20 protein-coding genes are annotated in these 21,479 nt (G+C 72.4%); 7 read left to right on the top strand and 13 right to left on the bottom strand.

The genetic code is table 11. From position 1 onward, the window contains the following. Window positions 1–373 (bottom strand): FAD-dependent monooxygenase (locus ACWEVO_RS07220; protein ID WP_452306684.1); only part of this gene is annotated, 373 nt, incomplete at its 3' end. 55 nt (window positions 374–428) lie between these two features. Between ACWEVO_RS07220 and ACWEVO_RS07215 the strand changes: the two genes are divergently transcribed. Beyond that, a complete protein-coding gene (locus ACWEVO_RS07215; protein WP_452306683.1) occupies window positions 429–992 on the top strand; it encodes a TetR/AcrR family transcriptional regulator in 564 nt (187 codons plus the stop codon). 44 nt (window positions 993–1,036) lie between these two features. Here the strand turns inward: ACWEVO_RS07215 and ACWEVO_RS07210 are convergent, their stop codons facing one another. The 6 genes from ACWEVO_RS07210 to ACWEVO_RS07185 form a co-directional block, all read right to left on the bottom strand. Beyond that, window positions 1,037–2,059, bottom strand: a complete 1,023-nt coding sequence (locus ACWEVO_RS07210; protein ID WP_452306682.1) for a branched-chain amino acid ABC transporter permease — start codon at window positions 2,057–2,059, stop codon at window positions 1,037–1,039. Then, window positions 2,056–2,937: a branched-chain amino acid ABC transporter permease gene (locus ACWEVO_RS07205; RefSeq protein ID WP_452306681.1), complete on the bottom strand. Its 882-nt coding sequence runs from the start codon at window positions 2,935–2,937 to the stop codon at window positions 2,056–2,058. Before ACWEVO_RS07205 ends, ACWEVO_RS07210 begins: the two co-directional genes overlap by 4 nt. Before the next feature lie 7 nt (window positions 2,938–2,944). Next, window positions 2,945–4,189, bottom strand: coding sequence for an ABC transporter substrate-binding protein (locus ACWEVO_RS07200; protein WP_452306680.1), 1,245 nt, complete (start codon window positions 4,187–4,189; stop codon window positions 2,945–2,947). Window positions 4,190–4,242: 53 nt separating this feature from the next. Continuing rightward, a complete protein-coding gene (locus ACWEVO_RS07195) occupies window positions 4,243–4,935 on the bottom strand; it encodes an ABC transporter ATP-binding protein (RefSeq protein WP_452306679.1) in 693 nt (230 codons plus the stop codon). Continuing rightward, complete coding sequence (locus ACWEVO_RS07190; protein WP_452306678.1) at window positions 4,922–5,683, bottom strand: ABC transporter ATP-binding protein; 762 nt, start codon at window positions 5,681–5,683, stop codon at window positions 4,922–4,924. The genes ACWEVO_RS07195 and ACWEVO_RS07190 overlap by 14 nt, the downstream gene beginning before the upstream one ends. 227 nt (window positions 5,684–5,910) lie before the next feature. Continuing rightward, on the bottom strand, window positions 5,911–7,110 hold the full coding sequence (locus ACWEVO_RS07185) for an FAD-dependent monooxygenase (RefSeq protein WP_452306677.1): 1,200 nt from the start codon (window positions 7,108–7,110) through the stop codon (window positions 5,911–5,913). A 166-nt stretch (window positions 7,111–7,276) separates the two neighbouring features. Here ACWEVO_RS07185 and ACWEVO_RS07180 point away from each other — a divergent pair, with 166 nt between their 5' ends. After that, the gene (locus ACWEVO_RS07180) at window positions 7,277–8,206 is read left to right on the top strand and encodes a TetR/AcrR family transcriptional regulator C-terminal domain-containing protein (RefSeq protein ID WP_452306676.1); all 930 of its coding nucleotides are present in this window, start codon (window positions 7,277–7,279) and stop codon (window positions 8,204–8,206) included. On the opposite strand, the gene ACWEVO_RS07175 is transcribed toward ACWEVO_RS07180, so the two are convergent. The 3 genes from ACWEVO_RS07175 to ACWEVO_RS07165 form a co-directional block, all read right to left on the bottom strand. Further along, window positions 8,199–8,843: a TetR/AcrR family transcriptional regulator gene (locus tag ACWEVO_RS07175; RefSeq protein ID WP_452306675.1), complete on the bottom strand. Its 645-nt coding sequence runs from the start codon at window positions 8,841–8,843 to the stop codon at window positions 8,199–8,201. The two genes, ACWEVO_RS07180 and ACWEVO_RS07175, sit on opposite strands and share 8 nt — an antisense overlap. Before the next feature lie 281 nt (window positions 8,844–9,124). Next, the gene (locus tag ACWEVO_RS07170) at window positions 9,125–10,162 is read right to left on the bottom strand and encodes an aminotransferase class V-fold PLP-dependent enzyme (RefSeq protein WP_452306674.1); all 1,038 of its coding nucleotides are present in this window, start codon (window positions 10,160–10,162) and stop codon (window positions 9,125–9,127) included. Window positions 10,163–10,320: 158 nt separating this feature from the next. Next, the gene (locus ACWEVO_RS07165) at window positions 10,321–11,712 is read right to left on the bottom strand and encodes a cation:dicarboxylate symporter family transporter (protein WP_452306673.1); all 1,392 of its coding nucleotides are present in this window, start codon (window positions 11,710–11,712) and stop codon (window positions 10,321–10,323) included. Between the two features lie 134 nt (window positions 11,713–11,846). Between ACWEVO_RS07165 and ACWEVO_RS07160 the strand changes: the two genes are divergently transcribed. The 3 genes from ACWEVO_RS07160 to ACWEVO_RS07150 all read left to right on the top strand — a co-directional run bounded on the left by ACWEVO_RS07160 (window position 11,847) and on the right by ACWEVO_RS07150 (window position 14,595). Continuing rightward, window positions 11,847–13,436: an ATP-binding protein gene (locus ACWEVO_RS07160; RefSeq protein ID WP_452306672.1), complete on the top strand. Its 1,590-nt coding sequence runs from the start codon at window positions 11,847–11,849 to the stop codon at window positions 13,434–13,436. Window positions 13,437–13,491: 55 nt separating this feature from the next. Next, a complete protein-coding gene (locus ACWEVO_RS07155; RefSeq protein ID WP_452306671.1) occupies window positions 13,492–14,175 on the top strand; it encodes a response regulator in 684 nt (227 codons plus the stop codon). Window positions 14,176–14,253: 78 nt separating this feature from the next. Further along, the gene (locus ACWEVO_RS07150; protein ID WP_452306670.1) at window positions 14,254–14,595 is read left to right on the top strand and encodes an NIPSNAP family protein; all 342 of its coding nucleotides are present in this window, start codon (window positions 14,254–14,256) and stop codon (window positions 14,593–14,595) included. A gap of 83 nt (window positions 14,596–14,678) precedes the next feature. Here the strand turns inward: ACWEVO_RS07150 and ACWEVO_RS07145 are convergent, their stop codons facing one another. The 3 genes from ACWEVO_RS07145 to dnaE form a co-directional block, all read right to left on the bottom strand. Continuing rightward, on the bottom strand, window positions 14,679–15,320 hold the full coding sequence (locus tag ACWEVO_RS07145) for a suppressor of fused domain protein (RefSeq protein ID WP_452306669.1): 642 nt from the start codon (window positions 15,318–15,320) through the stop codon (window positions 14,679–14,681). 44 nt (window positions 15,321–15,364) lie between these two features. Beyond that, window positions 15,365–16,261 (bottom strand): hypothetical protein, encoded by an 897-nt coding sequence (locus ACWEVO_RS07140; RefSeq protein WP_452306668.1) that lies wholly within the window; start codon window positions 16,259–16,261, stop codon window positions 15,365–15,367. Window positions 16,262–16,443: 182 nt separating this feature from the next. After that, on the bottom strand, window positions 16,444–19,977 hold the full coding sequence (gene dnaE, locus ACWEVO_RS07135; RefSeq protein ID WP_452306667.1) for a DNA polymerase III subunit alpha: 3,534 nt from the start codon (window positions 19,975–19,977) through the stop codon (window positions 16,444–16,446). Window positions 19,978–20,161: 184 nt separating this feature from the next. On the opposite strand from dnaE, the gene ACWEVO_RS07130 reads away from it, so the two are divergent. Together ACWEVO_RS07130 and ACWEVO_RS07125 are read left to right on the top strand one after the other, a co-directional pair. Beyond that, complete coding sequence (locus ACWEVO_RS07130; RefSeq protein WP_452306666.1) at window positions 20,162–20,503, top strand: PadR family transcriptional regulator; 342 nt, start codon at window positions 20,162–20,164, stop codon at window positions 20,501–20,503. After that, entirely contained in the window at window positions 20,500–21,444 is a 945-nt protein-coding gene (locus tag ACWEVO_RS07125) for a permease prefix domain 1-containing protein (protein ID WP_452306665.1), read from the top strand. Before ACWEVO_RS07130 ends, ACWEVO_RS07125 begins: the two co-directional genes overlap by 4 nt. Window positions 21,445–21,479 lie beyond the last annotated feature (35 nt).

The following is a 21,479-nucleotide window of genomic DNA, read 5'->3' as shown; positions in this document are numbered from 1 at the left end:
GGTCGGCGAGCCGCAGCACCGGCGCGGGCAACGCGCCGGCCAGGGCGGCCAGCAGCACCGGCCGGGTGACCAGGTGCACCGGCTCCCCGTGCCGCCGCTCCAGCCGGCCCACGTCGATGGTGGCGATCCGGCTGCCGTCCGGGCGCAGGATGGCCCCGCCGGGCTGCCGGCGCCCCCGCCGCCGCACCTCCTCCCCCACGCCGAGCGCGTCCAGCGCCCGCAGGGCCGCGGGCCAGATGCCCAGCCCGGTGCCCCGCTCGGGCAGCGCCGCGGCGCGCTCCCGCACGGTGACGTCCCAGCCGGCGGCGCGCAGCCCGATCGCCGCCGCCAGCCCGCCGATCCCGCCACCGACCACCACCGCACGCATCCCCATGCCGGCACCGTACTACAGATGTAGTGCCCAGCACTACGCCTGTAGTCTGGCGGGCGTGACGGACCGGCGACAGCTCCTGCTCGACGCGGCCATCCGGGTCCTCGGCACCCGAGGGCTGCGGCAGCTCACCCATCGCGCCGTGGACGCCGAGGCCGGGCTGCCGGCCGGCTCCGCGTCCAACGCGTACCGGACGCGGGAAGCCCTGGTGGCCGGGGTGTTCGGCCGGCTGGTCGAGGTGGAGACGGCGGCGTGGGACCAACTCGCCGGGCAGTTGCCGCCCGGGGACCGGACCGCGTTCGCGACCGTGCTCGGGCGGCTGATCCGGCAGCTCACCACCGAGGGACGGGTGCTCACCCTGGCCCGGTACGCGCTCTTCGCGGAGGCGGCCGTCCAGCCGGCGCTACGCGCCGAGGTCACCGCCGGCCGGGATCGGCTGGCCGAGTGGGGCCTGCCGGTGCTCGCCGAGCTCGGCTCCACCGACCCGGCCGCGCACTTCCCGATGCTGCTGGCCCTGGTGGACGGCCTGCTCGCCAACCAGTTGGCCGGGCCGGCGGACGACTTCGACCCGGAGGCGGCGATCGCCGCGCTGCTGCGCGGCATCCTGCCGGGAGAAGGTTGAGCGGGCCCCCTGCTGGATCGAAAGCGTCAGCAGGGGGCCGTTCCTCACCTGTCGCGCTGCCGGCGGGTCGCCCAGCGCTGGGCCAGCGCCACCGCGGTGCCCCATATGCCCTTGCGGAACAACAGCACCGCCAGCACGAAGATGGTGCCGGTGACCAGGCCGACCTGCTCGAAGCCGGAGAAGGACAGCCAGTCCTCCAGGCGGACGAGCAGCGCCGCGCCGATCACCCCGCCCCAGAGGGTGCCGATGCCGCCGAGCACCACGACGATGACCGCCTTGCCGGACGTCGTCCAGTGCAGGGAGTCCAGCGAGACGAACTGGTGCCCCATCACGAACAACCCGCCACCCAGCCCGGCGAGGAACGCCGACAGGACGAACACGGTCAGCTTGTACCGGTGCACCGGGTAGCCGAGGGCCCGGGCCCGGGCCGGGTTGTCCCGGATGCCGACGAGCACCCGGCCGAAGGGCGAGTTCACGATCCGCCACGCGGCCCAGAGACCGAGCAGCGCGATCGGCAGCGCCGCGTAGTAGAAGTAGTACTCGTCGGAGAGGTCCAGCCCGCCCAGCTCGCGCGGCACCGACTGGAGGCCGTTCTCGCCGCCGGTGACCGTGCCCCACTTGTTGGCGACGTAGTAGATCATCTGGGCGAAGGCCAGCGTCACCATGGCGAAGTAGATGCCGGTCCGCTTCACCGCGAGGTAGCCGATCGGGACGGCGAGCACGGCCGCCGCCACCGCACCGGCCAGCACCGCGAGCGGGAACGGCAGGCCGGCCTTGATCGCGGCGAGGCCGGCCACGTAGGCCGACGTGCCCCAGAAGGCGGCGTGGCCGAAGGACATCAGGCCGGTGAAGCCGAGCAGCAGGTCCACCGAGACCGCGAAGAGCGCCCAGCACAGCATGTCCACGGCGACCGCCGGGTAGAGGCCGTTGGGCAGCCAGAGCGCGACCGCCAGCCCGACCGCCAGCAGCACGTACCGGACCCACCAGGGGGCCCGGGCCACGGCCACCAGCCCGGAGCGGGCCGGGCCCGGCTTCGCCCCGGGCTCGCTGTCGACCACAGTGGTCATGCCGGTGCCTCCTCACGCCCGAACAGGCCGGCCGGACGCCACATCAGCACGACGGCCATCACGATGAACACCAGGGTCTGGGACAGGATCGGCCAGTCGGCGAGGTAGACCACGCCCCACGCCTGGATCAGACCGATGCCGAACCCGGCGGCCACCGACCCGAAGATCGAGCCGAGGCCGCCGATCACCACCACCGCGAAGACCACGATGATCAGGTCGGAACCCATCAGCGGGTTGACCGCGCGCATCGGTGCGGCGAGGACCCCGGCCAGCCCGGCCAGCGCGATGCCGAAGCCGAAGACCGGGGTCACCCACCGTCCCACGTTGATCCCGAGCGCCCGGGTCAGCTCCGGGCGTTCGGTCGCCGCCCGCACCACCATGCCCACCCGGCTGTGGGTGAGCAGCCACCACACCGCGACGCAGATCGCCACGGCGAAGCCCAGCACGAAGACCCGGTACGTCGGGAAGTCGAACAGCCCGAAGTCGACGGAGCCGCCGAGTTCCGCCGGTGTGGAGTACGGGCTCGACTGCACGCCGTACCGGGACTTCACCAGGTCCTGGAGGATGAGCGTGAGGCCGAAGGTGAGCAGGAAGTTGTAGAGCGGATCGAGCTGGGCCAGCCGGTGCACGAAGGCCCGCTCCAGCGCCATGCCCAGCACCCCCAGCACCACCGGCATGATCACCAGCGCCCACCAGAACGGCACGCCGAACTCGGACAGCAGGACGTACGCCCCCATCGCGCCGAGCATGTAGAAGGCGCCGTGGGCGAAGTTGACCACGCGGAGCATCCCGAAGATGACCGCCAGACCGAGGGCGAGCAGGGCGTAGAACGCCCCGTTCACCAACCCGTCGAACGTGTGCTGAAGGAAACCGGTCATGGCCTCGTCACATCTTGCACTCGGCCGACGGCGGCGCGAACGCCTCGGCCGCCGGAATGGTCTTCAGGACCTTGACGTAGTCCCACGGCTCCTTGACCTCGGACTCCGGCTTCACCTGGGCCAGGTACACGTCGTGGATGACCCGGTGGTCCTCGGCGCGGATCTTGCCGTTACGCAGGAAGACGTCGTTGATCTCCTTGCCCTCCAGCTGCTTCACCACGGTGTCCGCGTCGTCCGTGCCGGCCGCCTGCACCGCCTCCAGGTACTGCATCGCGGCCGAGTAGTTGGCGGCGTGCGCGAAGGTGGGCCGGGTGCCGGTCTCCTTCTGGAACCGGTCGGCGAACTCGCGGTTCTGCTGGTCGAAGTTCCAGTACCAGGCGTCGGTGTAGGTGGTGCCGGCCAGCGCCGCCGGGGTCAGCGAGTGGATGTCGGTGAGGAACATCAGGCCGACCGCGAGACCGATGCCCTTGTCCCGGAGCTTGAACTCGTTGTACTGCTTGACCAGGTTCACCAGGTCACCGCCGGCCTGCATGGTGCCCAGGGTGTCCGGCTTCGGGTTCAGGGTGGGCGCCTTCAGCAGGAAGGTGGAGAAGTTGTCGTTCGGGAACGGCGTGGCGTCCTTGGCGACGATCTTGCCCCCGGCGCCCTCCACGGCCGCGGAGAACTTCTTCTCCATGTCCTGCCCGAACGCGTAGTCCGGGTAGACGATGTACCAGTTCTTGGCGCCCTGCTGGGTCGCCGCCGTGCCGGTGCCGTGGGCCAGCATGTAGGTGTCGTACGCGTAGTGGAACGTGTACTTGTTGCAGGACTTGCCGGTCAGGTCGGTGGTCGCCCCGGTGATGTTGAAGTAGAGCTTCTTCTTCGCCTTCGCGACGTCGGCGACCTTCAGGGCGGCCGACGAGGTGGGCACGTCGAGGATCGCGTCGACGCCCTTGCGGTCGTAGAGCTCGGCCGCCTTGGTGTTGGCGATGTCCGGCTTGTTCTGGTGGTCGGCGGACTCGACGCTGATGTTCTTGGTGATCGCCTTGTCGCCGTACTTGGCCTTGAAGTCGTTGACGGCCATCTGGACGGCCTTCACCGAGTTGGGGCCCGACGCGTCCGCGTACACCCCGGACTGGTCGTTGAGGACACCCAGCACGATCTTGTCGTCGGTGAGCTTGGAACTGCCCGACCCGCTCGGACCACCGCCGCCGCACCCGGCGGCGAGCAGCGCGACGGCGGACGCCGCCGCCAGACCTGCGGTTCTGCGCATGCCGATCCCTCCACATCCGCGCCGAGGCGCGGCTCAATGTGCCGTTGTGAGATTCAGATGCCGAGGTACGCCAGCAGCTCGCGTTCCCGCGAGCGCACCTCGGAGTTCTCCATCGCCTCCGCGATCCGTCCCTCGGCCAGCAGGTAGTGCCGGTCGGCGACGCCGGTGGCGAAGTGCAGGTTCTGCTCGACCAGCAGCACGGTCACGCCGTGCTGCTTGGCCTCCCGCAGCAGGTCACCGACCTGCTGGACGAGCAGCGGCGACAGCCCCTCGGTGGGCTCGTCGCAGAGCAGCAGCCGGGCGCCCATCCGCAGCACCCGGGCCAGGGCGAGCATCTGCTGCTCGCCGCCGGAGAGCATGGTGGCCGCCGAGTCACGCCGGGTGTGCAGCGCCGGGAACGCCTCGTAGATCCGCTCCAGGGACCACGGGTCGGGGCCGACCCGGGGCGGCAGGGTGAGGTTCTCGGTGACGGTCAGCGAGGCGTACGCGCCGCGGTCGTCGGGGACCCAGCCGAGCCCGGCCCGGGCCCGCTTGTACGCCGGCATCCTGGTGATGTCCCGGCCGTCCAGGCTGATCGTGCCCCGCTGGCCCGGGTGCAGCCCCATCACGCTGCGCAGCAGGGTGGACTTGCCGGCCCCGTTGCGGCCGACCAGGGTGACCACCTCGCCGGCGGCCACCTCCAGGCTCACCTCCCGCAGCACCTGCGCCTCGCCGTACCAGGCGGAGAGGTTCTCAATGCGCAGCATCTGCGGCTCCCAGGTAGGCGGTGATGACCCGCTCGTCCGTACGGACCTGCTCGTACGGCCCCTCGACCAGCACCTTGCCGGCCTGCAGGACGGTCACGGTGTCGGCGAGCCGGCCGACCACGCTCATGTTGTGCTCGACCATCACCACGGTCCGTCCCTTGCGGACGGCGGCGATCAGGTCGACGGTGCGGTCGACGTCCTCCAGCCCCATCCCGGCGGTGGGCTCGTCGAGCAGCAGCACCTTCGGGTCCAGGGCGAGGGCGATGGCCAGCTCCAGGGCCCGCTTACGGCCGTACGCCAGGGCCTCGGCCGGCGCCTCGGCCAGTTCGGCGAGGTCGACCATGGCGAGCAGCTCGTCGGCCCGGTCCCGGTAGCGGCGCATCAGCGTGGCCGAGCGCCAGAACCGCCAGCCGAGCCCACTGGGCGACTGGAGGGCCAGCTGCACGTGCTCCCGCGCGGAGAGCTGCGGGAACAGGCTGGTGATCTGGAAGGAGCGGGCCACGCCCAGCCGGGCGACCCGCTCCGGGGGAAGGCCGGTGACGTCCCGGCCGGCCAGCTCGATCCGGCCCCCGCTGGGCGGCAGGAAGCCGGTGAGCAGGTTGAACAGCGTGGTCTTGCCGGCACCGTTGGGGCCCACCAGGGCGTGCACCGTCTCCGGCGCCACGTCGAGATCGACCCCGTCGACGGCCCGGAAGCCCCGGAAGTCCCGGGTCAGCCCACGGGCCGACAGGATCGCTTGCCCGGCCATCGCCTCACCCTCCGCAGGTCCGTCCCGCGCCGGCCAGGTCGGTGACCGGGGTCACAGGGCCGTCGCGTGCAGGAAACCTACGGTGCGGCGAAGCGGTCGAGCCATGTCGATTGCCCACACATTCGACCGGCGTGAGGCGGGCCCGCCCTCCATAGGGGCGGGCCCGCACCCCCTCGCCGGACCGGCCCGATCGGGATCGGCGGCCGTCGACATGTGGCGCGCCACCGTCACCGGGTCGCGGCGTACTCGGGCAGGGTGAGGCCCTCGGCGTGGCTGAAGAAGAGCCGGGTGGCGAGCCCGCGCAACGGGCGGGAGGTCATCGCCCGCATGGACGCGTCCCGCATCCGGATCGCGGTCCGACTTCCCGGCAGGAACCCGGAGATCCCGCCACCCGGCAGCTCCTGGCCCTTGCGGACGTGCGCCCGCAGCACCTCCTCGTAGCGGCGGTACGCGATCCGGTGGTCGCCCCCGGCGGCGGCCAGCTCCCCGGCCAGCAGGTACGCCCCGACCAGCGAGAGGCTGGTGCCCTGCCCGGTCAGCGGGGACGGGCACCAGGCGGCGTCGCCGAGCAGCGCCACCCGCCCGGCGCTCCAGGAGTCCATCCGCACCTGCCCGTACCGGTCGAAGTAGAAGTCCGGCGCGTCGGCCATCGCGGCCAGCAGGTCGGCCGCGCCCCAGCCCACGTCGGCGAAACGCGCGGCGAGGAGCCGCTGCTGGGCCGCCCGGTCCCGGCGGTCCACGTCCAGCTCCGGCGAGGCGAAGCTGAAGAAGGCGCTGGACCGGCCGTGCCGGTTCGGGCGGGTGCCGACCACCCGGCCGCCGGGGGCGTTGTGCAGCAGGAACCAGCCGGTCTCGTCCGGGTACGGGGTGGTGAAGTAGGCCAGGTACGCCCCGAGCGGCCGGACGTACGCCGACTCGGGACCGAAGGCGAGGGCCCGGGTGCGGGAGTGCGAGCCGTCCGCCCCGATCACCAGGTCGACGGTGCGCGGGGACGAGCGGGTGAAGGTGAGCCGCACCCCGTCGTCGGTCTGGGTGAGCGCCTCGATCGAGTCGTCGAAGACGTACTCCACGTCGGACCGGGTCTCCTCGTACAGCACCCGGGCCAGGTCTCCGCGCTCGATCTCGATGTCGGCGACGATGCCCTCGCCGGCGAAGGCGTGCACCGGCATCCGGGCGCGGACCTCGCCCCGCGCGTCGACGTACGCCATCCCCTGCTCCCGGACGCACTCGGCGCGGATCCGGTCGGTCAGCCCCATCCGCGCGACCACCTCGCGGGCGGTTCCCCGGACGTCGACCGCCTGCCCACCGGGGCGCAGCCCGGGCGCGCGTTCCACCACGGTGACGGCGAAGCCGTACCGGCGCAGCCAGAAGGCCAGGGCGGGGCCGGCGATGCCGGCGCCGGAGATGAGCACGGTCCTGTCGTTCATCACAGTACTCCCGAGTTCGTGCGTACACCGTCAACCCGGTCCGCGCCGGATCCGCCTCGGACGGTAGGGCCGGACCGTTCCGCCCGCCCTTCCCGACCTAGTACGCTGCCCCCGGCGGGGGCCTGGCCGGCGCCCCGCACTAGTACGCTTCCCGGGGAGGACCGTGATGACCCGCCCGGAGCCGCCGTACCGGCGGATCGCGGCGGAGCTCCGCCGCCGCATCGACCTCGGGGAGCTGCGTCCCGGCGACCCGGTCCCGTCGGCCCGCCGCCTGACCCGCGAGCACGGGGTGGCGATCGCCACCGCCACCAAGGTCCTCGCCCTGCTCCGCGACGAGGGCCTCGTGCTGACCCGGCCCGGCGCGGGCACCGTGGTCGCCCCGGCCCGGCCGGCGGCCCCTCGCCCGCGAACGGGCGGCGAGCCGGAGCTGAGCCGGGACCGGCTGGTCCGCCGGGCCGTCGCCCTCGCCGACGCGGGTGGGCTCGGCGCGGTCTCCATGCGGCAGCTCGCCGCCGACCTGGGCACGGCCACCATGTCGCTCTACCGTCACGTGCGCGGCCGGGACGACCTGATCCTCGCCATGGCCGACGCGGTGCTGGGGGACGCCCCGCTGCCCACCGTTCCGCCGGCCGGCTGGCGGGCCCGCCTCGACCTGATGGCCCGGGCGCAGTGGGCGGTCTACCGGCGGCACCGCTGGCTGCCGCACGTCATCTCGATGGCCCGTCCCCAACCGCTGCCGAACGGCATGGCGCACACCGAGTGGGCGCTGCGGGCCACCGAGGGGTTGGGCCTGGACCGGCACGCGCGGTGGCACGTGACGATCACCCTGATGGCGTACGTGCGCGGCATCGCCACCAACCTGGAACCGGGCGCGCAGGCGGTGCAGGACACCGGCCTCAGTGACGACGAGTGGGTGGACCGGCACCGGGACGACTTCCGGCGGATGTTCACCAGCGGTGGGCTCGCCACGATGGCCGCGCTGACCGGCGAGGGCGCGATCGACGTCGACCTGGAGACCGTCTTCGACTTCGGCCTGCGCCGCCTCCTCGACGGCTACGCCACGCTGATCGAGGGGCGGGCCGGCGGGCTCAGCTGACCGGCTCCGCCCCGGCGACGCTCCGCTCGTACTCGGCGGCCAGCCCGTGCAGCAGCGCGTCCAGGCCGAGGACGAAGGCGCCCTCGTCCACGCTGCGCTGGTGACCGGCGAGGCGGTGCGCCTGGCTCAGGTGCGGGTGCGCGGCGTACAGCGCCGGATCCTCGACGAAGCCCCGGGCGAACGAGCCGAGAGCGGAACCGGCGACGTAGTAGCGCAGGGCCGCGCCGATGTGGGTGGCCCGCGCCGGCGGCCAGCCGGCCCGGACCAGGCCCCCGTAGACCGCGTCGGCCATGGCCAGGGCGGCGGGCCGCCGGCCCGGCCCCTGGGCCAGGTACGGGACGATGTTCGGGTGCGCGGCGAGGGCCGCCCGGTACGACCCGGCCCAGCGCCGCAGCGCCTCGCACCAGTCGTACCGGCCGAAGGCGCTGACGTCGACGGTGGCGGTGACGCTGTCGGCGACCGCAGCGAGGATGTCGTCCTTGGTGGCGAAGTGGTTGTAGAGCGACGGCCCCTGCACGCCGAGCGCGGCGGCCAGCCGTCGGGTGGAGAGCGCGGCGAGGCCGTCGGCGTCGATCAGGGCGAGCGCGGTGGTGACGATCTTCTCCCGGCTCAGCAGGGCCTGGCGGGGGCGCGGCACCCTATGCCACTCCCGCCGGGCCGCCGGCGCCCTGAGTCCACCCTGGGCCACGTCCCGCCATGCCATCCTCCCCGTCCGACCGCACCTGCCCACGCACCCTAGTCAGCCGCGTGGCGGCGTGGCCTCACCTCCACGGTGGAAGGAGGGGTCTGGACGGCTGAAAACTCGCACCGCTAGTTTGAGCATGATCCACCGCGGCAGCGACGTCGAGGCGTCGCCGCGCGGCGGATCGCACAGGGGGCTCCCGCCCGGTCCCGGGGCGGGAGCCCTCCCCCGGCTCGTCAGCCGGCCAACGCGTCCAGCGCCAGGTCGACGTCGGCCTCGGTGGTGTAGAGGTGGAACGAGGCGCGGACCCGGCCCGCCCGGACCGCCGCGCGCACCCCGGCCCGGGCCAGCTTCTCCTGCGCGCCGGCCACCTCCACCGTCACGATCGCGCTGTCGCCGGGCGGCCGGCCCAACCCGGTGAGGAATCGGTTGGCCAGCGCGACGTCGTGCGCGTGCACGGCGTCGAGGCCGACCTCGGCCAGCAGCTCGAGGGCGGGCGCGGCCCCGACGTAGCTGAACCAGGCCGGCGAGATGTCGAAGCGCCGGGCATCGTCGGCGAGCCGCAGCGGCGGGCCGTAGTAGGAGTTGTGCGGGTCCGCCCCGGCGTACCAGTTGGCGGCGTCGGGACGCATCCGGTCCCGCAGCCCGGAGGCCAGGTGGGCGAACGCGGCACCGCGCGGTGCCATCAGCCACTTGTACGCCGCGACGACCACCGCGTCGGCCAGGCCGGCGTCGAAGGGCAGCCAGCCGCAGGCCTGGGTGGCGTCCACCGCGACGAGGGCGCCGTGCGCCCGGGCCGCGGCGACGATCCGCTCGTACGGGGCGACCGTGCCGTCCGAGGACTGCACCAGGCTGAACGCCACCAGGTCGGTGGCCGCGTCGATCGCGTCGACCAGGCCGGCGAGCGGGACGGTCCGCACCCGCACGCCGCGCTCCTCCTGGGCCAGCCACGGGAACAGGATCGAGGTGAACTCGGTCTCGGGGACCAGCACGGTCGCCCCCGGCGGCAGCGCGGCCGCGACCGGGGCGATCAGTTGCGACGCGGTGCTGCCCACCGTCACGTCCGCGGCGCTCACCCCGATCAGGCCGGCGAACGCGGCCCGGGCCCGGGCGACCGAGGCGTCCCAGACCTCGAAGGAGACCCGGCCCACCCGCCAGTCGGCGAGCACCTCCTGCACCGCCGTCCAGGTCGGGTCGGGCGGCAGCCCGTACGTGGCGGTGTTCAGCCAACCGGGCTCCGGCTGCCACAGCTTCTGCGCCTGCTCGAGATCCATGCCGCGACGCTAACCGCGACCACGGCACCCTGGTCAGCGCCAATCACCCCCTCGTGGCCTGCGCCCCCGCGCCCGCCACGGCCGCCGATCTCGGACAGTTACCGTTCCTCACGAGCGGGCACTGTCCAAGATCGGCAAGGCCGGGGCGGGGCCGGCGGTCAGGCAGGGGTGTTGGCGAGGGGGGCGGGGTGCGGGGACGTGCCGGGGTCGGCCGGCGTTTCGTCCGCGTCGTCCGGGTCGAGCATGGTGGCCTCGTCGAAGGGCCGCGCCCCGGAGAGCACCGCCTGGGCCTGCGCCCGGTCGAACTCGCCGGTCCAGGTGCCGACCAGCACGGTGGCCACCGCGTTGCCGGCGAAGTTGGTCAGGGCCCGGGCCTCGGACATGAACCGGTCGATGCCGACGATCAGTCCGACGCCGTCGACCAGGTCCGGCCGGTGCGACTGGAGGCCGCCGGCGAGGGTGGCCAGGCCGGCGCCGGTGACCCCGGCGGCGCCCTTCGAGGCGATCACCATGAACGCCAGCAGGCCGATCTGCTCGCCGATCGCCATCGGCTTGCCCAGCGCGTCGGCGATGAAGAGCGCGGCCATGGTCAGGTAGATCGCCGTGCCGTCGAGGTTGAACGAGTAGCCGGTCGGCACGGTGATGCCGACGACCGGCTTGCCGACGCCGAAGTGTTCCATCTTGGCGATCAGCCGGGGCAGCGCCGACTCCGACGACGAGGTGGACAGGATCAGCAGGAACTCCCGGCCGAGGTAGCGCAGCAGCGAGAAGATCGAGATCCGGGCGACGAGCCAGAGCAGCGTGCCGAGCACCACCAGCACGAAGATCAGGCAGGTGGCGTAGAAGCCGAGCATGATCTGGGCCAGGCTGGTCAACGCGTCCATGCCGGTCGCGCCGACCACGGCGGCCATCGCGCCGAAGGCGCCGATCGGGGCCACCCACATGATCATCGCGAGCACCTTGAACACCAGGCGCTGGAGCACGCCGACGGCCCGCAGCACCGGCTCGCCCCGGCTGCCCATGGCCTGCACCGCGAAGCCCACCAGGAGGGCGACGAGCAGTGTCTGGAGCACCGACCCCTCGGTCAGCGCGGAGAGGAGCGAGGTCGGGATGATGCCGAGCAGGAAGTCGACGCTGCCGCCGGCCTCGCCGCCGGCCGCCTTCTGTCCGGAGCCGGCCAGCTCCGGGCCGAGGTGCAGGCCGGAGCCGGGGTGGATGATGTTGCCGACCACCAGGCCGATGGCGAGCGCCACCGTCGACATGACCAGGAAGTAGCCGAGCGCGAGGCCGCCGACCTTGCCGACCCGGGCCGCCTGCCGCACCGAACCGACACCGAGCACGATCGTGCAGAAGATGACCGGACTGATCATCATCTTGATCAGGTTGACGAAGCCAGTTCCGAGCGGCTTCAGCTCCTTGCCGAACTCGGGCGCGACGAAGCCGACCACGATGCCGGCCAGGACGGCCACGATGACCGCCAGGTAGAGGTAACGCGTCCGGTCCCGGCGGACGGGCCGGGCGACCGCGGGGGTGGGTGTGGTGGTGTCCATGCCCACAATGTGAAGCGCGTCTCAACCGGGGGCACGCTTGCGTTCATTCTGTTCACCTGCGCGAAGCACGGCCGAAACCGCGCCGGCAGGATGCGCCAGACTTGCCGGACGACCAGCGGCGGAAGGAGGAGATCGTGGCCCGACGGCAGTGGAGCATCGCCGGTCAGCTCTTCGCCCTCCAGGCCGTGGTGGTGACGCTGCTCGTGCTGGCCGGCGCGGCCGGCGCCGTCTGGCTGGCCCGCAGCGACTCCCAGCAGGCGGCGAAGGACAAGGTCCTCGGCGTGGCGCAGACGGTGGCGCACGCCCCCGAGGTCCGCGCCGCCCTGGCCGCTCCCGACCCCTCGGCCACCCTTCAGCCGTACGCCGAGTCGATCCGGAAGGCGACCGGAACGGACTTCGTGGTGGTGATGGCCCCGGACCGGACGCGCTACTCGCACCCCGACCCGAACCGGATCGGTCAGCCGTTCATCGGTGACATCGGCCCCGCGCTGGCCGGCGAGGCGTCGTTCACCACCACCAACACCGGCACGCTCGGCGAGTCGGTGCGCGCGGTCGTCCCGGTGTACGGCGACGGGCACCGCATCGTCGGCCTGGTCTCCGTGGGCATCACCACCAAGGCGATCAACCGGAAGCTGCTCGCCCAGGTGCCGGTGCTGCTCTACGCCGCCGTACCCGCGCTGGCCCTCGCCGCCACCGGGTCCTGGCTGCTCAGCCGCCGCCTGCGGCGGCAGACCCACGGCCTCGGACCGGCCCAGATGACCCGGATGTACGAGTACTACGACGCCGTCCTGCACTCCGTCCGCGAGGGACTGGTGGTGCTCACCCGGGACCGGCGGGTGGCGCTGGTCAACGACGAGGGCCGCCGGCTGCTCGGGCTCGCCGAGGACGCCGCGGTGGCCGACCGGCCGGTGGCCGACGTCGACCTGCCCCCGGCCGTGGCCGAGCTGGTCGCCGCCGGCCGGGACACCCACGACGAGGCGGTCCTCGCCGGCGACCGGGTGCTGGTGGTCAACCAGCGGACCACCCGCTTCGAGGGGGCGGTGCTCGGCACCGTGCTGACCCTGCGCGACCAGACCGAGCTGCGCAACCTGGCCAGCGAGCTGGACTCGGTACGCGCGCTCACCGAGGCGTTGCAGGCGCAGACCCACGAGTCGGCGAACCGGCTGCACACCGTGCTCACCCTGGTGGAGCTGGGCCGCGCCGACGAGGCGGTCCGGCTCGCCACCCGCGACCTGGAACTCGCCCAGCAGCTCACCGACCGGGTGGTCGGGGCGGTGACCGAGCCCGCGCTGGCCGCGCTGCTGCTCGGCAAGTCGGCGCGGGCGGGCGAGCGCGGTGTGGACCTGGTGATCGACCCGGACTGCCGCCTCGACGACAGCCCCCTGCCCAGCACCGACCTGCTCACGGTGGTCGGGAACCTGGTCGACAACGCCCTGGAGGCGGTCGCCGGCACCGCCCCGCCCCGCCGGGTCCGGGTCCTGGTCGGCGCGGACGACGACCAGCTGGTGGTCCGGGTCGCCGACACCGGCCCGGGGCTGGACCCGGAGCGGGTGGCGGACGCGTTCCGCCGTGGCTGGTCCACCAAGAGCGCCGGCCGGGGGCTGGGCCTGGCCCTGGTCGGGCAGGTGGTCCGCCGGCACGGCGGCAGCTCCGACGTCGGCCGCACCGAGGACGGGGAGACCGTCTTCACCGTCCGGCTGCCGATCCCGAGGGAGCCGCGATGAGCGAGCGGATCGACCGGCACCGCGCGGTGGAGCCGCGGGCCGGCGGAGTGCCGGCATGAACGACATCCGGGTGCTGGTGGTGGAGGACGAGCCGCTGCTGGCCGAGGCGCACAAGGCGTACACCGAGCGGGTGCCGGGCTTCGTGGTGGTCGGGGTGGCGCACACCGCGCGGGAGGCGATGGCGGCGCTGCGGCACCGCGGTGGCGCGGACGTCGACCTGGTGCTGCTCGACTTCCGCCTGCCCGACCTGCCCGGGCTGGACGTCTGCCGGGCGCTGCGGGCCGCCGGCAGCAGCATCGACGTGCTCGCCGTGACCTCGGCACGGGACCTGGCGGTGGTCCGCACCGCGGTCTCCCTCGGCGTCACCCACTACCTGCTCAAGCCGTTCACCTTCGCCGCGTTCCGCGACAAGCTGGAGCGGTACGCCGAGTACCGGCGGCAGGCGCTCGCCGAGGGCGAGGTGGCCGCCCAGCACCAGGTGGACCGGATGTTCGCCACGCTGCGCGGCACGGCCCGGCACACCCTGCCGAAGGGCCTGGACGAGCAGACGCTGAACACCGTGCTGGCCGCGCTGGGCGACGGGGCCGCGCTCTCCGCGACCGAGGTCAGCCAGCGGACCGGCATCTCCCGGGTGACCGCCCGCCGCTACCTGGAATACCTGGTCTCGGCCGACCGGGCGGTCCGGGCCCCCCGGTACGGCACGCCCGGCCGCCCCGAGGTCGAGTACCGGCCGGTGTAGGCGCGGCGGCCCGAACCGGATGGTGCGGTGCGGGTGCGGCCGATAGCGTCGACTTCTCACCCGCTCCGGAGGCCGCCGATGTTTCTCGAGATCCGCACCTACCGGCTGAAGCCCGGCACCGTGGACGAGTTCGTCCGGGTGCTGCGGGACGACGCCGCGCCGCTGCTCGGCCGCTTCGGCATCCGGGTGGTGGCCGCCGGACCGTCCCTGGTTCGCGAGGACGGCCACGAGGAGGCGTACCTGATCCGGGGCTTCCCGTCCCTGGCCGTACGCGACGAGCAGGAGGAGGCGTTCTACGGCAGCGACGCCTGGCGGGACGGCCCGCGTGACGCGATCCTGTCGTGCATCGAGAGCTACCACACGGTGGTGCTGGAGACCTCCGACGCGGCCGGGGACGTGCTCTGCGGCCACCGACCCTGAGCCGCCGGTCGTGCACCGGCTGACGTCGGCCGACCGCGCCGGGCTTCAACTCGCCATCAACGACGTCCGGCTGTGGAAACGACTCATCGAGCGGGCCGGCGTCCCAGTGCACGCAGAGCCCGACCCGCCAGGCCCGGGTCGGGCTCGACCACCGAAGCCCGTCCCGGGTCCGCCGGATCGATCTCCGCGTCCTCGAACCGCTGCTCCAGTGCCTCCAGCCCGTGCCGGTGCCGGAAGGTCTTCTCCGCCTTTGTGATCGGCAGCAGCCAGAGCACCCGGATGTGCCCCTCGGGGAAGGCGCAGACCTCCAGGTCGGGTCCCCAGAGGTACGGCAGGCTGACCAGCACGTGGTCGCAGCGGGACCGGGGCAGCCACGGCTGCCCGATCGGCACGGTGTGTCCGAGGTCGAGAGCGTTGCGCCCGCCGGCGGCGTGGTAGTACGCCGTCATCGTCACCGTCTCGACGTGCCGGTCGGACGGCTCGGCGGCCAGCATGACGAATTCCAAGCCGTGGCCGTCGTGCTGCGTGGCGTCCCACAGTCCGGCCGTGACGTACAGCCAGCCGTACTCCCCTCGGCCCGGCGACAGGCGGAAGACGTGGAAGCGGGGAACCCGACCGTAGATCGGGCCGGCGGCCGGCGGCAGCACCTCCACCATGCGGGTGGGGAACTGGTTCCGCAGGTGCTCACGCAGGTGTACGGCCGAGGGCGCCAGCTCATGATCCATTGGCCGATCCTGCCACCCCTGCCAAACGCCCGCGATCGCGCGGCTCAGGCCGGCGGGGGCAGGTCGGTCAGCGCCTGCCTGATCTCCTGCCGTACCCGGTCCAGCGGCCAGGAGGCGATCTCGGGCAGGGGGTGCCGCTCGCGCAGCCGGCGCACCGCCGCCAGGCCGACCAGGTAGCCGCAGCGCTTCGGCAGGTCGCCGGCGAGCGGCGAGTCCCGCATGAGGAAGTACGCGGCGTGGTGCGCCGGATCGGTGGCGTCCAGGTCGGCGGTGATCCGGTGCACGATCTCCGGCCACCGCCGCCGGCACTCGTCGAGCCAGGACCGCTGCCCGGGCCGGCCGAACCACAGGTAGTCCTCGTCCGGGCGGCCGGCATCGAGTTCCGCCGAGACCTGGGTGGCCAGCCCCTCGGTGAGCAGGCCGTTCGCCACCCCGTGGTCGGGCCAGTCGCGGATCCCGGCGAGCCGGTCGTGGACGACGTGCGCCGCCTCGTGGAGCACGAGCAGCCGGTCGTCGCCGGGCGGGCCGAGCTCCTCCACCGCCAGGAAGAGGGCGTACCGACCGTCGAGGGCGTCGGCCCAGCCGTTGGCCCGGTGCAGCCCGACCAGCACCACGCATTCCACCGGGTCGTCGGGGTCCGACCAGCCGAGCGCGTCGCAGACGGCGGCCACCCCGTCGGGCAGCAGCGCCCGTACCGCCTCGGCGCGGGCGGCGAGGTCGCCGGTCCGGTCGCGGAGCCCGAGCAGCGTGCCGGGGAGGTCCTCGGCACCGGTCCACTCCCCGTCCCGGTCGAGCCACCGGAAGATGTCGTGGTGCCGGCCCAGGTAGCGGGACCGCCACCGCTCGGGCCAGCCCGCCGCCGGCGTCCCCGCGCACTCGTCGAGGCAGGCGAGGAAGTCCGGCACCAGGTCGCGTACCCGCAGCAGCTCGGTCGATGGCATCCCCCCATGCTGCCCGGCGGCCGCGGCCGCGCTGCCCCGTCCGCCCGCAAGATCGCATTCAATCCTGGAAGTTTCCTGGAAGTAGTGGCCTCACCGCCGGCGCGAGGCCACTACTTCCCTGATCGAGCGCGATCCCGCCACGAGCGCGAATTCCGGGAGCGGGGATCGCGCGGCGGGACGGGTCAGCTGACGTTGGCCGGGCCGAGGACGCTCTTCAGGTCGCCCATCAGCGCGGTGGTGGCCGCGACCCGGAACGGGCCGAGCCGCAGCGTGGTGGTCTTGCCGCCGTTGAGCAGCTTGACGTGCACCTCGGTGTCGCCGGGGTGCAGCACCAGGGTCTCCTTGAGCTTCTCCACCAGCGGCGGGGTGCACCGGTGCACCGGGATGGTGAGGGTGACCGGCTTGTTCGCCGGGTTGCTGCTGATGTCCGGCATGGACATGTCCATCGCCATGATCCGCGGGATGTCGTCGCGCCGGTCGACCCGCCCCTTGACCACCACGATGGCGTCCTCGGCGATGTACTGGCCGATCACCTCGTAGGTGTTGGGGAAGAAGAGCGTCTCGACCCCACCGGCCAGGTCCTCCAGGGTGGCCGAGGCCCAGGCGCGGCCCTGCTTGGTGACCCGGCGCTGCACGCCGGAGAGGATGCCGGCCAGGGTGACCACCGCGCCGTCGGGCACCGTGCCCTCCTCGGAGAGCGCGGTGATGGTGCAGTCGGCCGCGGCGCCGAGCACGTGCTCCAGGCCGAACAGCGGGTGGTCGGAGACGTACAGGCCGAGCATCTCGCGCTCGAAGGCGAGCTTGTCGCGCTTGTCCCACTCCCCCTCGGCGATGGTCGGCATGACCGTGGTGCTGCCGCCGGTGTCGCTGTCGCCGAAGCCGGCGCCGAAGAGGTCGTACTGGCCGACCGCCTCCTTGCGCTTGACGTCGGCGTACGCGTCGATCGCGTCGGCGTGCACCGCCAGCAGGCCCTTGCGCGGGTGACCCATCGAGTCGAACGCCCCGGCCTTGATCAGCGATTCGATGGTCTTCTTGTTGCAGACCACCGCGTCCACCTTGGACAGGAAGTCGTAGAAGTCGGCGTAGGCGCCCTTGTCCTCCCGGCACCGCATGATCGAGGTGACCACGTTCGCGCCAACGTTGCGGATGGCCGCCAGGCCGAACCGGATGTCCTTCCCGACCGGGGTGAACGGGCCGGCCGAGGTGTTCACGTCGGGCGGCAGCACCTGGATGCCCATCCGGCGGCACTCGGACAGATAGAGCGCCATCTTGTCCTTGTCGTCGCCGACGGAGGTGAGCAGCGCCGCCATGTACTCGGCCGGGTAGTGCGCCTTGAGGTACGCCGTCCAGTAGGAGACCAGGCCGTACGCGGCCGAGTGCGCCTTGTTGAAGGCGTAGCCGGCGAACGGGACGAGGACGTCCCAGACGGCCTGGATGGCCTCGTCGGAGTAGCCGCGTTCGCGGCAGCCGTCCCGGAACGGGATGAACTCCTTGTCGAGGATCTCCTTCTTCTTCTTGCCCATCGCCCGGCGCAGCAGGTCGGCCTGGCCGAGGCTGTAGCCCGCGAGGATCTGCGCGGCGCGCTGCACCTGCTCCTGGTAGACGATCAGGCCGTAGGTGGGCGCGAGGATCTCGCGCAGCGGCTCCTCCAGCTCCGGGTGGATCGGGGTGATCTCCTGGAGGTTGTTCTTGCGCAGCGCGTAGTTGGTGTGCGAGTCGACGCCCATCGGGCCGGGCCGGTAGAGCGCCAGCACGGCGGAGATGTCCTCGAAGTTGTCCGGCTTCATCAGCCGCAGCAGCGAGCGCATCGGCCCGCCGTCGAGCTGGAACACGCCCAGGGTGTCACCGCGGGCGAGCAGTTCATAGGCGGCCTTGTCGTCCAGCGGCAGGGCCAGCAGATCCAGTTCCTTGTCGTGGTTGAGCTGGATGTTCTTGACCGCGTCGTCGATGATCGTCAGGTTCCGCAGGCCGAGGAAATCCATCTTCAGCAGCCCGAGCGACTCGCAGGTCGGGTAGTCGAACTGCGTGATGATCACGCCGTCGGAGTCGCGCCGCATCAGCGGGATGTGCTCGATGATCGGCTCGGCGGACATGATCACGCCGGCCGCGTGCACGCCGGTCTGCCGGATCAGCCCCTCGATGCCCTTCGCGGTCTCGATGACCTTCTTGACGTCCGGGTCGGACTCGTAGAGGCCGCGGATCTCGCCGGCCTCGGCGTAGCGCGGGTGCTTCGGGTCGAAGATGCCGGACAGCGGGATGTCCTTGCCCATCACCGCCGGGGGCATCGCCTTGGTGATCCGGTCGCCCACCGCGTACGGGTAGCCGAGCACCCGGGCCGAGTCCTTGATCGCGGCCTTGGCCTTGATCGTGCCGAAGGTGGCGATCTGCGCGACCTTGTCCTCGCCCCACTTGTCGGTGACGTACCGGATCACCTCACCGCGCCGGCGCTCGTCGAAGTCGATGTCGACATCCGGCATGGAGACCCGCTCGGGGTTGAGGAACCGTTCGAAGATCAGGCCGTGCGGGATCGGGTCCAGGTCGGTGATGCCCAGCGCGTACGCGACCAGCGAGCCGGCGGCGGAGCCACGACCCGGACCCACGGCGATGCCCTGGCTCTTCGCCCACTGGATGAAGTCGGCGACCACGAGGAAGTACGACGGGAAGCCCATCTGGATGATGACGCCCAGCTCGTACTCCGCCTGGACGACGTGCCCCTCCGGGATGCCGTTCGGGAAGCGGCGCTGCAACCCCGCGAAGGTCTCCTTGCGGAACCAGGACTCCTCGGTCTCGCCGTCCGGGATCGGGAAGCGCGGCATCAGGTTGTGGAACTCGAACATCCCGGCCGGGTCGACCTTCTCGGCGACCAGCAGGGTGTTGCGGCACCCCTGCTGCCAGAGCTCGGACGAGTCGACCGCGCGCATCTGCTCGGCGGACTTCACGAAGTAGCCGCCGCCCTCGAACCGGAACCGGTTGGGGTCGGCGATGTTGCTGCCGGTCTGCACGCAGAGCAGCACGTCGTGCGCCTCGGCCTGGGCCTCGTGCGTGTAGTGCGAGTCGTTGGTGACCACCGGCGGGATGTCGAGCTTGCGGGCGATGGTGGTCAGGTCCTCCCGGACCCGCTTCTCGATGGAGAGACCATGGTCCATGATCTCCAGGAAGTAGTTGTCCTTGCCGAAGATGTCCTGGTAGGCGGCGGCGACCTTGAGCGCCTCGTCGAACTGGCCGAGCCGCAGCCGGGTCTGCACCGCGCCGGAGGGGCAGCCGGTGGTGGCCATGATGCCCTCGGCGTGCTCGGCGATGAGCTCCATGTCCATCCGGGGCCACTTGACGTAGTGGCCCTCCATCGAGGCGCGCGAGTTGAGCCTGAACAGGTTGTGCAGGCCGGTCCGGTTCGCCGCCCACATGGTCATGTGGGTGATCGCGCCGTTACCGGAGACGTCGTCGCTCTTCTGCTCGGGGCGACCCCACTTGACCCGCTGCTTGTGGAAGCGCGACTCCGGCGCCACGTACGCCTCGACCCCGAGGATCGGCTTGACCCCGGCGGCCGTGGCCTGCTTGTAGAAGTCGTTCGCGCCGTGCATGTTGCCGTGGTCGGTGATCGCGACCGCCGGCATGCCGAGCCGCGCGGCCTCGGCGAAGAGATCCTTGAGCCGGGCCGCGCCGTCGAGCATCGAGTACTCGGTGTGCACGTGCAGATGCGCGAACGAATCGGCCATGCGTGGCGCCCCCCGGCGGTTGGATCTTGATGGTCGGAGCCGACCGGCACCTACCCTACCGAGGTCCCCCGACGCCCTCCACCGTCCGCGCCGGGGGTGGTCCGGGTCTCTCCGCGTGATGCTGCACGTCGCACGACGGTGTAATGGAAACCAATAGTGTGTGCCACACGGTATAGTGCGACTCATGGTTAGCGAGGACGTCCTCCGGACCCATCTTCAGGAGTTACGGCGCGGCACCGTGGTGGTCGCCAGCCTGGTCACCCTGCGGCGCCCCGACTACGGGTACGCGCTGCTGCAGCGGCTGGGCGCGCACGGCTTCCCGGTCGACGCGAACACGCTGTATCCCCTGCTCCGGCGGCTGGAGGAGCAGGGGCTGCTGACCAGCGAGTGGAACACCGAGGAGAGCCGGCCGCGCAAGTTCTACCGCACCAGCACCGACGGCGAGGCGGTGCTGCGCCGTCTGCTCGACGACCTCGCCGCCGTGCAGACCTCCGTCAACGCGCTGATCGAAGGAGCGGACCGATGACCACGCTGACCGACCGCTACGTCGCCGCCACCCTGCGCACGGTCCCGGCTCCACGCCGCCCCGAGATCGCGACCGAGCTGCGCGCGTCCATCGAGGACATGATCGACGGGCGCGTCGACGCCGGCCAGCACCGCGGCACCGCCGAGCGCGAGGTGCTCACCGAGCTGGGCAACCCCGAGCAGCTCGCCGCCCGCTACACCGACCGCCGGTTGCAGCTCATCGGCCCGCGCTTCTTCCTGGTCTGGTGGCGCCTGCTCCGGCTGCTGCTCAGCTTCGCCCCGGCCGTCGCCGGCGTGGTGACCGGGGTGACCAGGGCGACCGTCGGCGGCGATCCCGGCGCGGCCATTGGGGCCGGGGTCGTCGCCGCCCTGCAGACGGCGGTGCAGACCGCGTTCTGGATCACCCTCGTCTTCGCGGTCGCCGAACGGCTGAACCCGCCGCTGAAGCTGCCCGAGTGGCACGTCGACCACCTGCCCGAGGCCCCCGGGGAGCGGCAGGTGACCCTGGTCGACTTCTGCGGCTCGGTCACGTTCCTGGTGCTCGCCATCGGGTTCCTGCCCTGGCAGCACTTCCAGCCCTGGCTCTCCGGTGACGGCTCCCGGCTGCCGATCATCGACCCGGCACTGTGGAGCTTCTGGCTGCCGGTGCTGGCCGCGGTGCTGGTCGGCACCATCGGCCTGGAGATCGCGAAGTACCGGTCGGGGCGGTGGACCTGGCCGCTGGTCGGGGTCAAGGTGGTGCTCGACCTCGCGTTCGCGGTGCCGGTCGCCGGGCTGCTCCTCACCGACCGGCTGCTCAACCCCGACCTGGTCCAGCGGTTCGCGTGGCTCCGCGAGGGCGGCGCGCAGACCGTGGCCCGGGTGGCCGTCGTGGTCATCGCCGGCATCACCGTCTGGGGCCTCGTCGACAGCGCCGTCAAGGCGCGGCGGGCGGCCGCCTGACGCGGCCCCGGCCCGGCGCGCACGGGGGCGCCGGG

The sequence above is a fragment of the Micromonospora sp. NPDC003776 genome (genome assembly GCF_053605645.1).
The sequence above is the reverse complement of the archived record's forward strand: the minus strand, read 5'-3'. Positions and strand labels throughout refer to the sequence as shown.

What these genes read in the sequence shown, in the direction of transcription:
- ACWEVO_RS07210 (WP_452306682.1), bottom strand. Translation starts at nt 2,059, where the DNA reads ATGACCACTGTGGTCGACAGCGAGCCCGGGGCGAAGCCGGGCCCGGCC.
- ACWEVO_RS07205 (WP_452306681.1), bottom strand. Translation starts at nt 2,937, where the DNA reads ATGACCGGTTTCCTTCAGCACACGTTCGACGGGTTGGTGAACGGGGCG.
- ACWEVO_RS07200 (WP_452306680.1), bottom strand. Translation starts at nt 4,189, where the DNA reads ATGCGCAGAACCGCAGGTCTGGCGGCGGCGTCCGCCGTCGCGCTGCTC.
- ACWEVO_RS07195 (WP_452306679.1), bottom strand. Translation starts at nt 4,935, where the DNA reads ATGCTGCGCATTGAGAACCTCTCCGCCTGGTACGGCGAGGCGCAGGTG.
- ACWEVO_RS07190 (WP_452306678.1), bottom strand. Translation starts at nt 5,683, where the DNA reads ATGGCCGGGCAAGCGATCCTGTCGGCCCGTGGGCTGACCCGGGACTTC.
- ACWEVO_RS07185 (WP_452306677.1), bottom strand. Translation starts at nt 7,110, where the DNA reads ATGAACGACAGGACCGTGCTCATCTCCGGCGCCGGCATCGCCGGCCCC.
- ACWEVO_RS07180 (WP_452306676.1), top strand. Translation starts at nt 7,277, where the DNA reads ATGACCCGCCCGGAGCCGCCGTACCGGCGGATCGCGGCGGAGCTCCGC.
- ACWEVO_RS07170 (WP_452306674.1), bottom strand. Translation starts at nt 10,162, where the DNA reads ATGGATCTCGAGCAGGCGCAGAAGCTGTGGCAGCCGGAGCCCGGTTGG.
- ACWEVO_RS07165 (WP_452306673.1), bottom strand. Translation starts at nt 11,712, where the DNA reads ATGGACACCACCACACCCACCCCCGCGGTCGCCCGGCCCGTCCGCCGG.
- ACWEVO_RS07155 (WP_452306671.1), top strand. Translation starts at nt 13,492, where the DNA reads ATGAACGACATCCGGGTGCTGGTGGTGGAGGACGAGCCGCTGCTGGCC.
- ACWEVO_RS07150 (WP_452306670.1), top strand. Translation starts at nt 14,254, where the DNA reads ATGTTTCTCGAGATCCGCACCTACCGGCTGAAGCCCGGCACCGTGGAC.
- ACWEVO_RS07145 (WP_452306669.1), bottom strand. Translation starts at nt 15,320, where the DNA reads ATGGATCATGAGCTGGCGCCCTCGGCCGTACACCTGCGTGAGCACCTG.
- ACWEVO_RS07140 (WP_452306668.1), bottom strand. Translation starts at nt 16,261, where the DNA reads ATGCCATCGACCGAGCTGCTGCGGGTACGCGACCTGGTGCCGGACTTC.
- dnaE (WP_452306667.1), bottom strand. Translation starts at nt 19,977, where the DNA reads ATGGCCGATTCGTTCGCGCATCTGCACGTGCACACCGAGTACTCGATG.
- ACWEVO_RS07130 (WP_452306666.1), top strand. Translation starts at nt 20,162, where the DNA reads ATGGTTAGCGAGGACGTCCTCCGGACCCATCTTCAGGAGTTACGGCGC.
- ACWEVO_RS07125 (WP_452306665.1), top strand. Translation starts at nt 20,500, where the DNA reads ATGACCACGCTGACCGACCGCTACGTCGCCGCCACCCTGCGCACGGTC.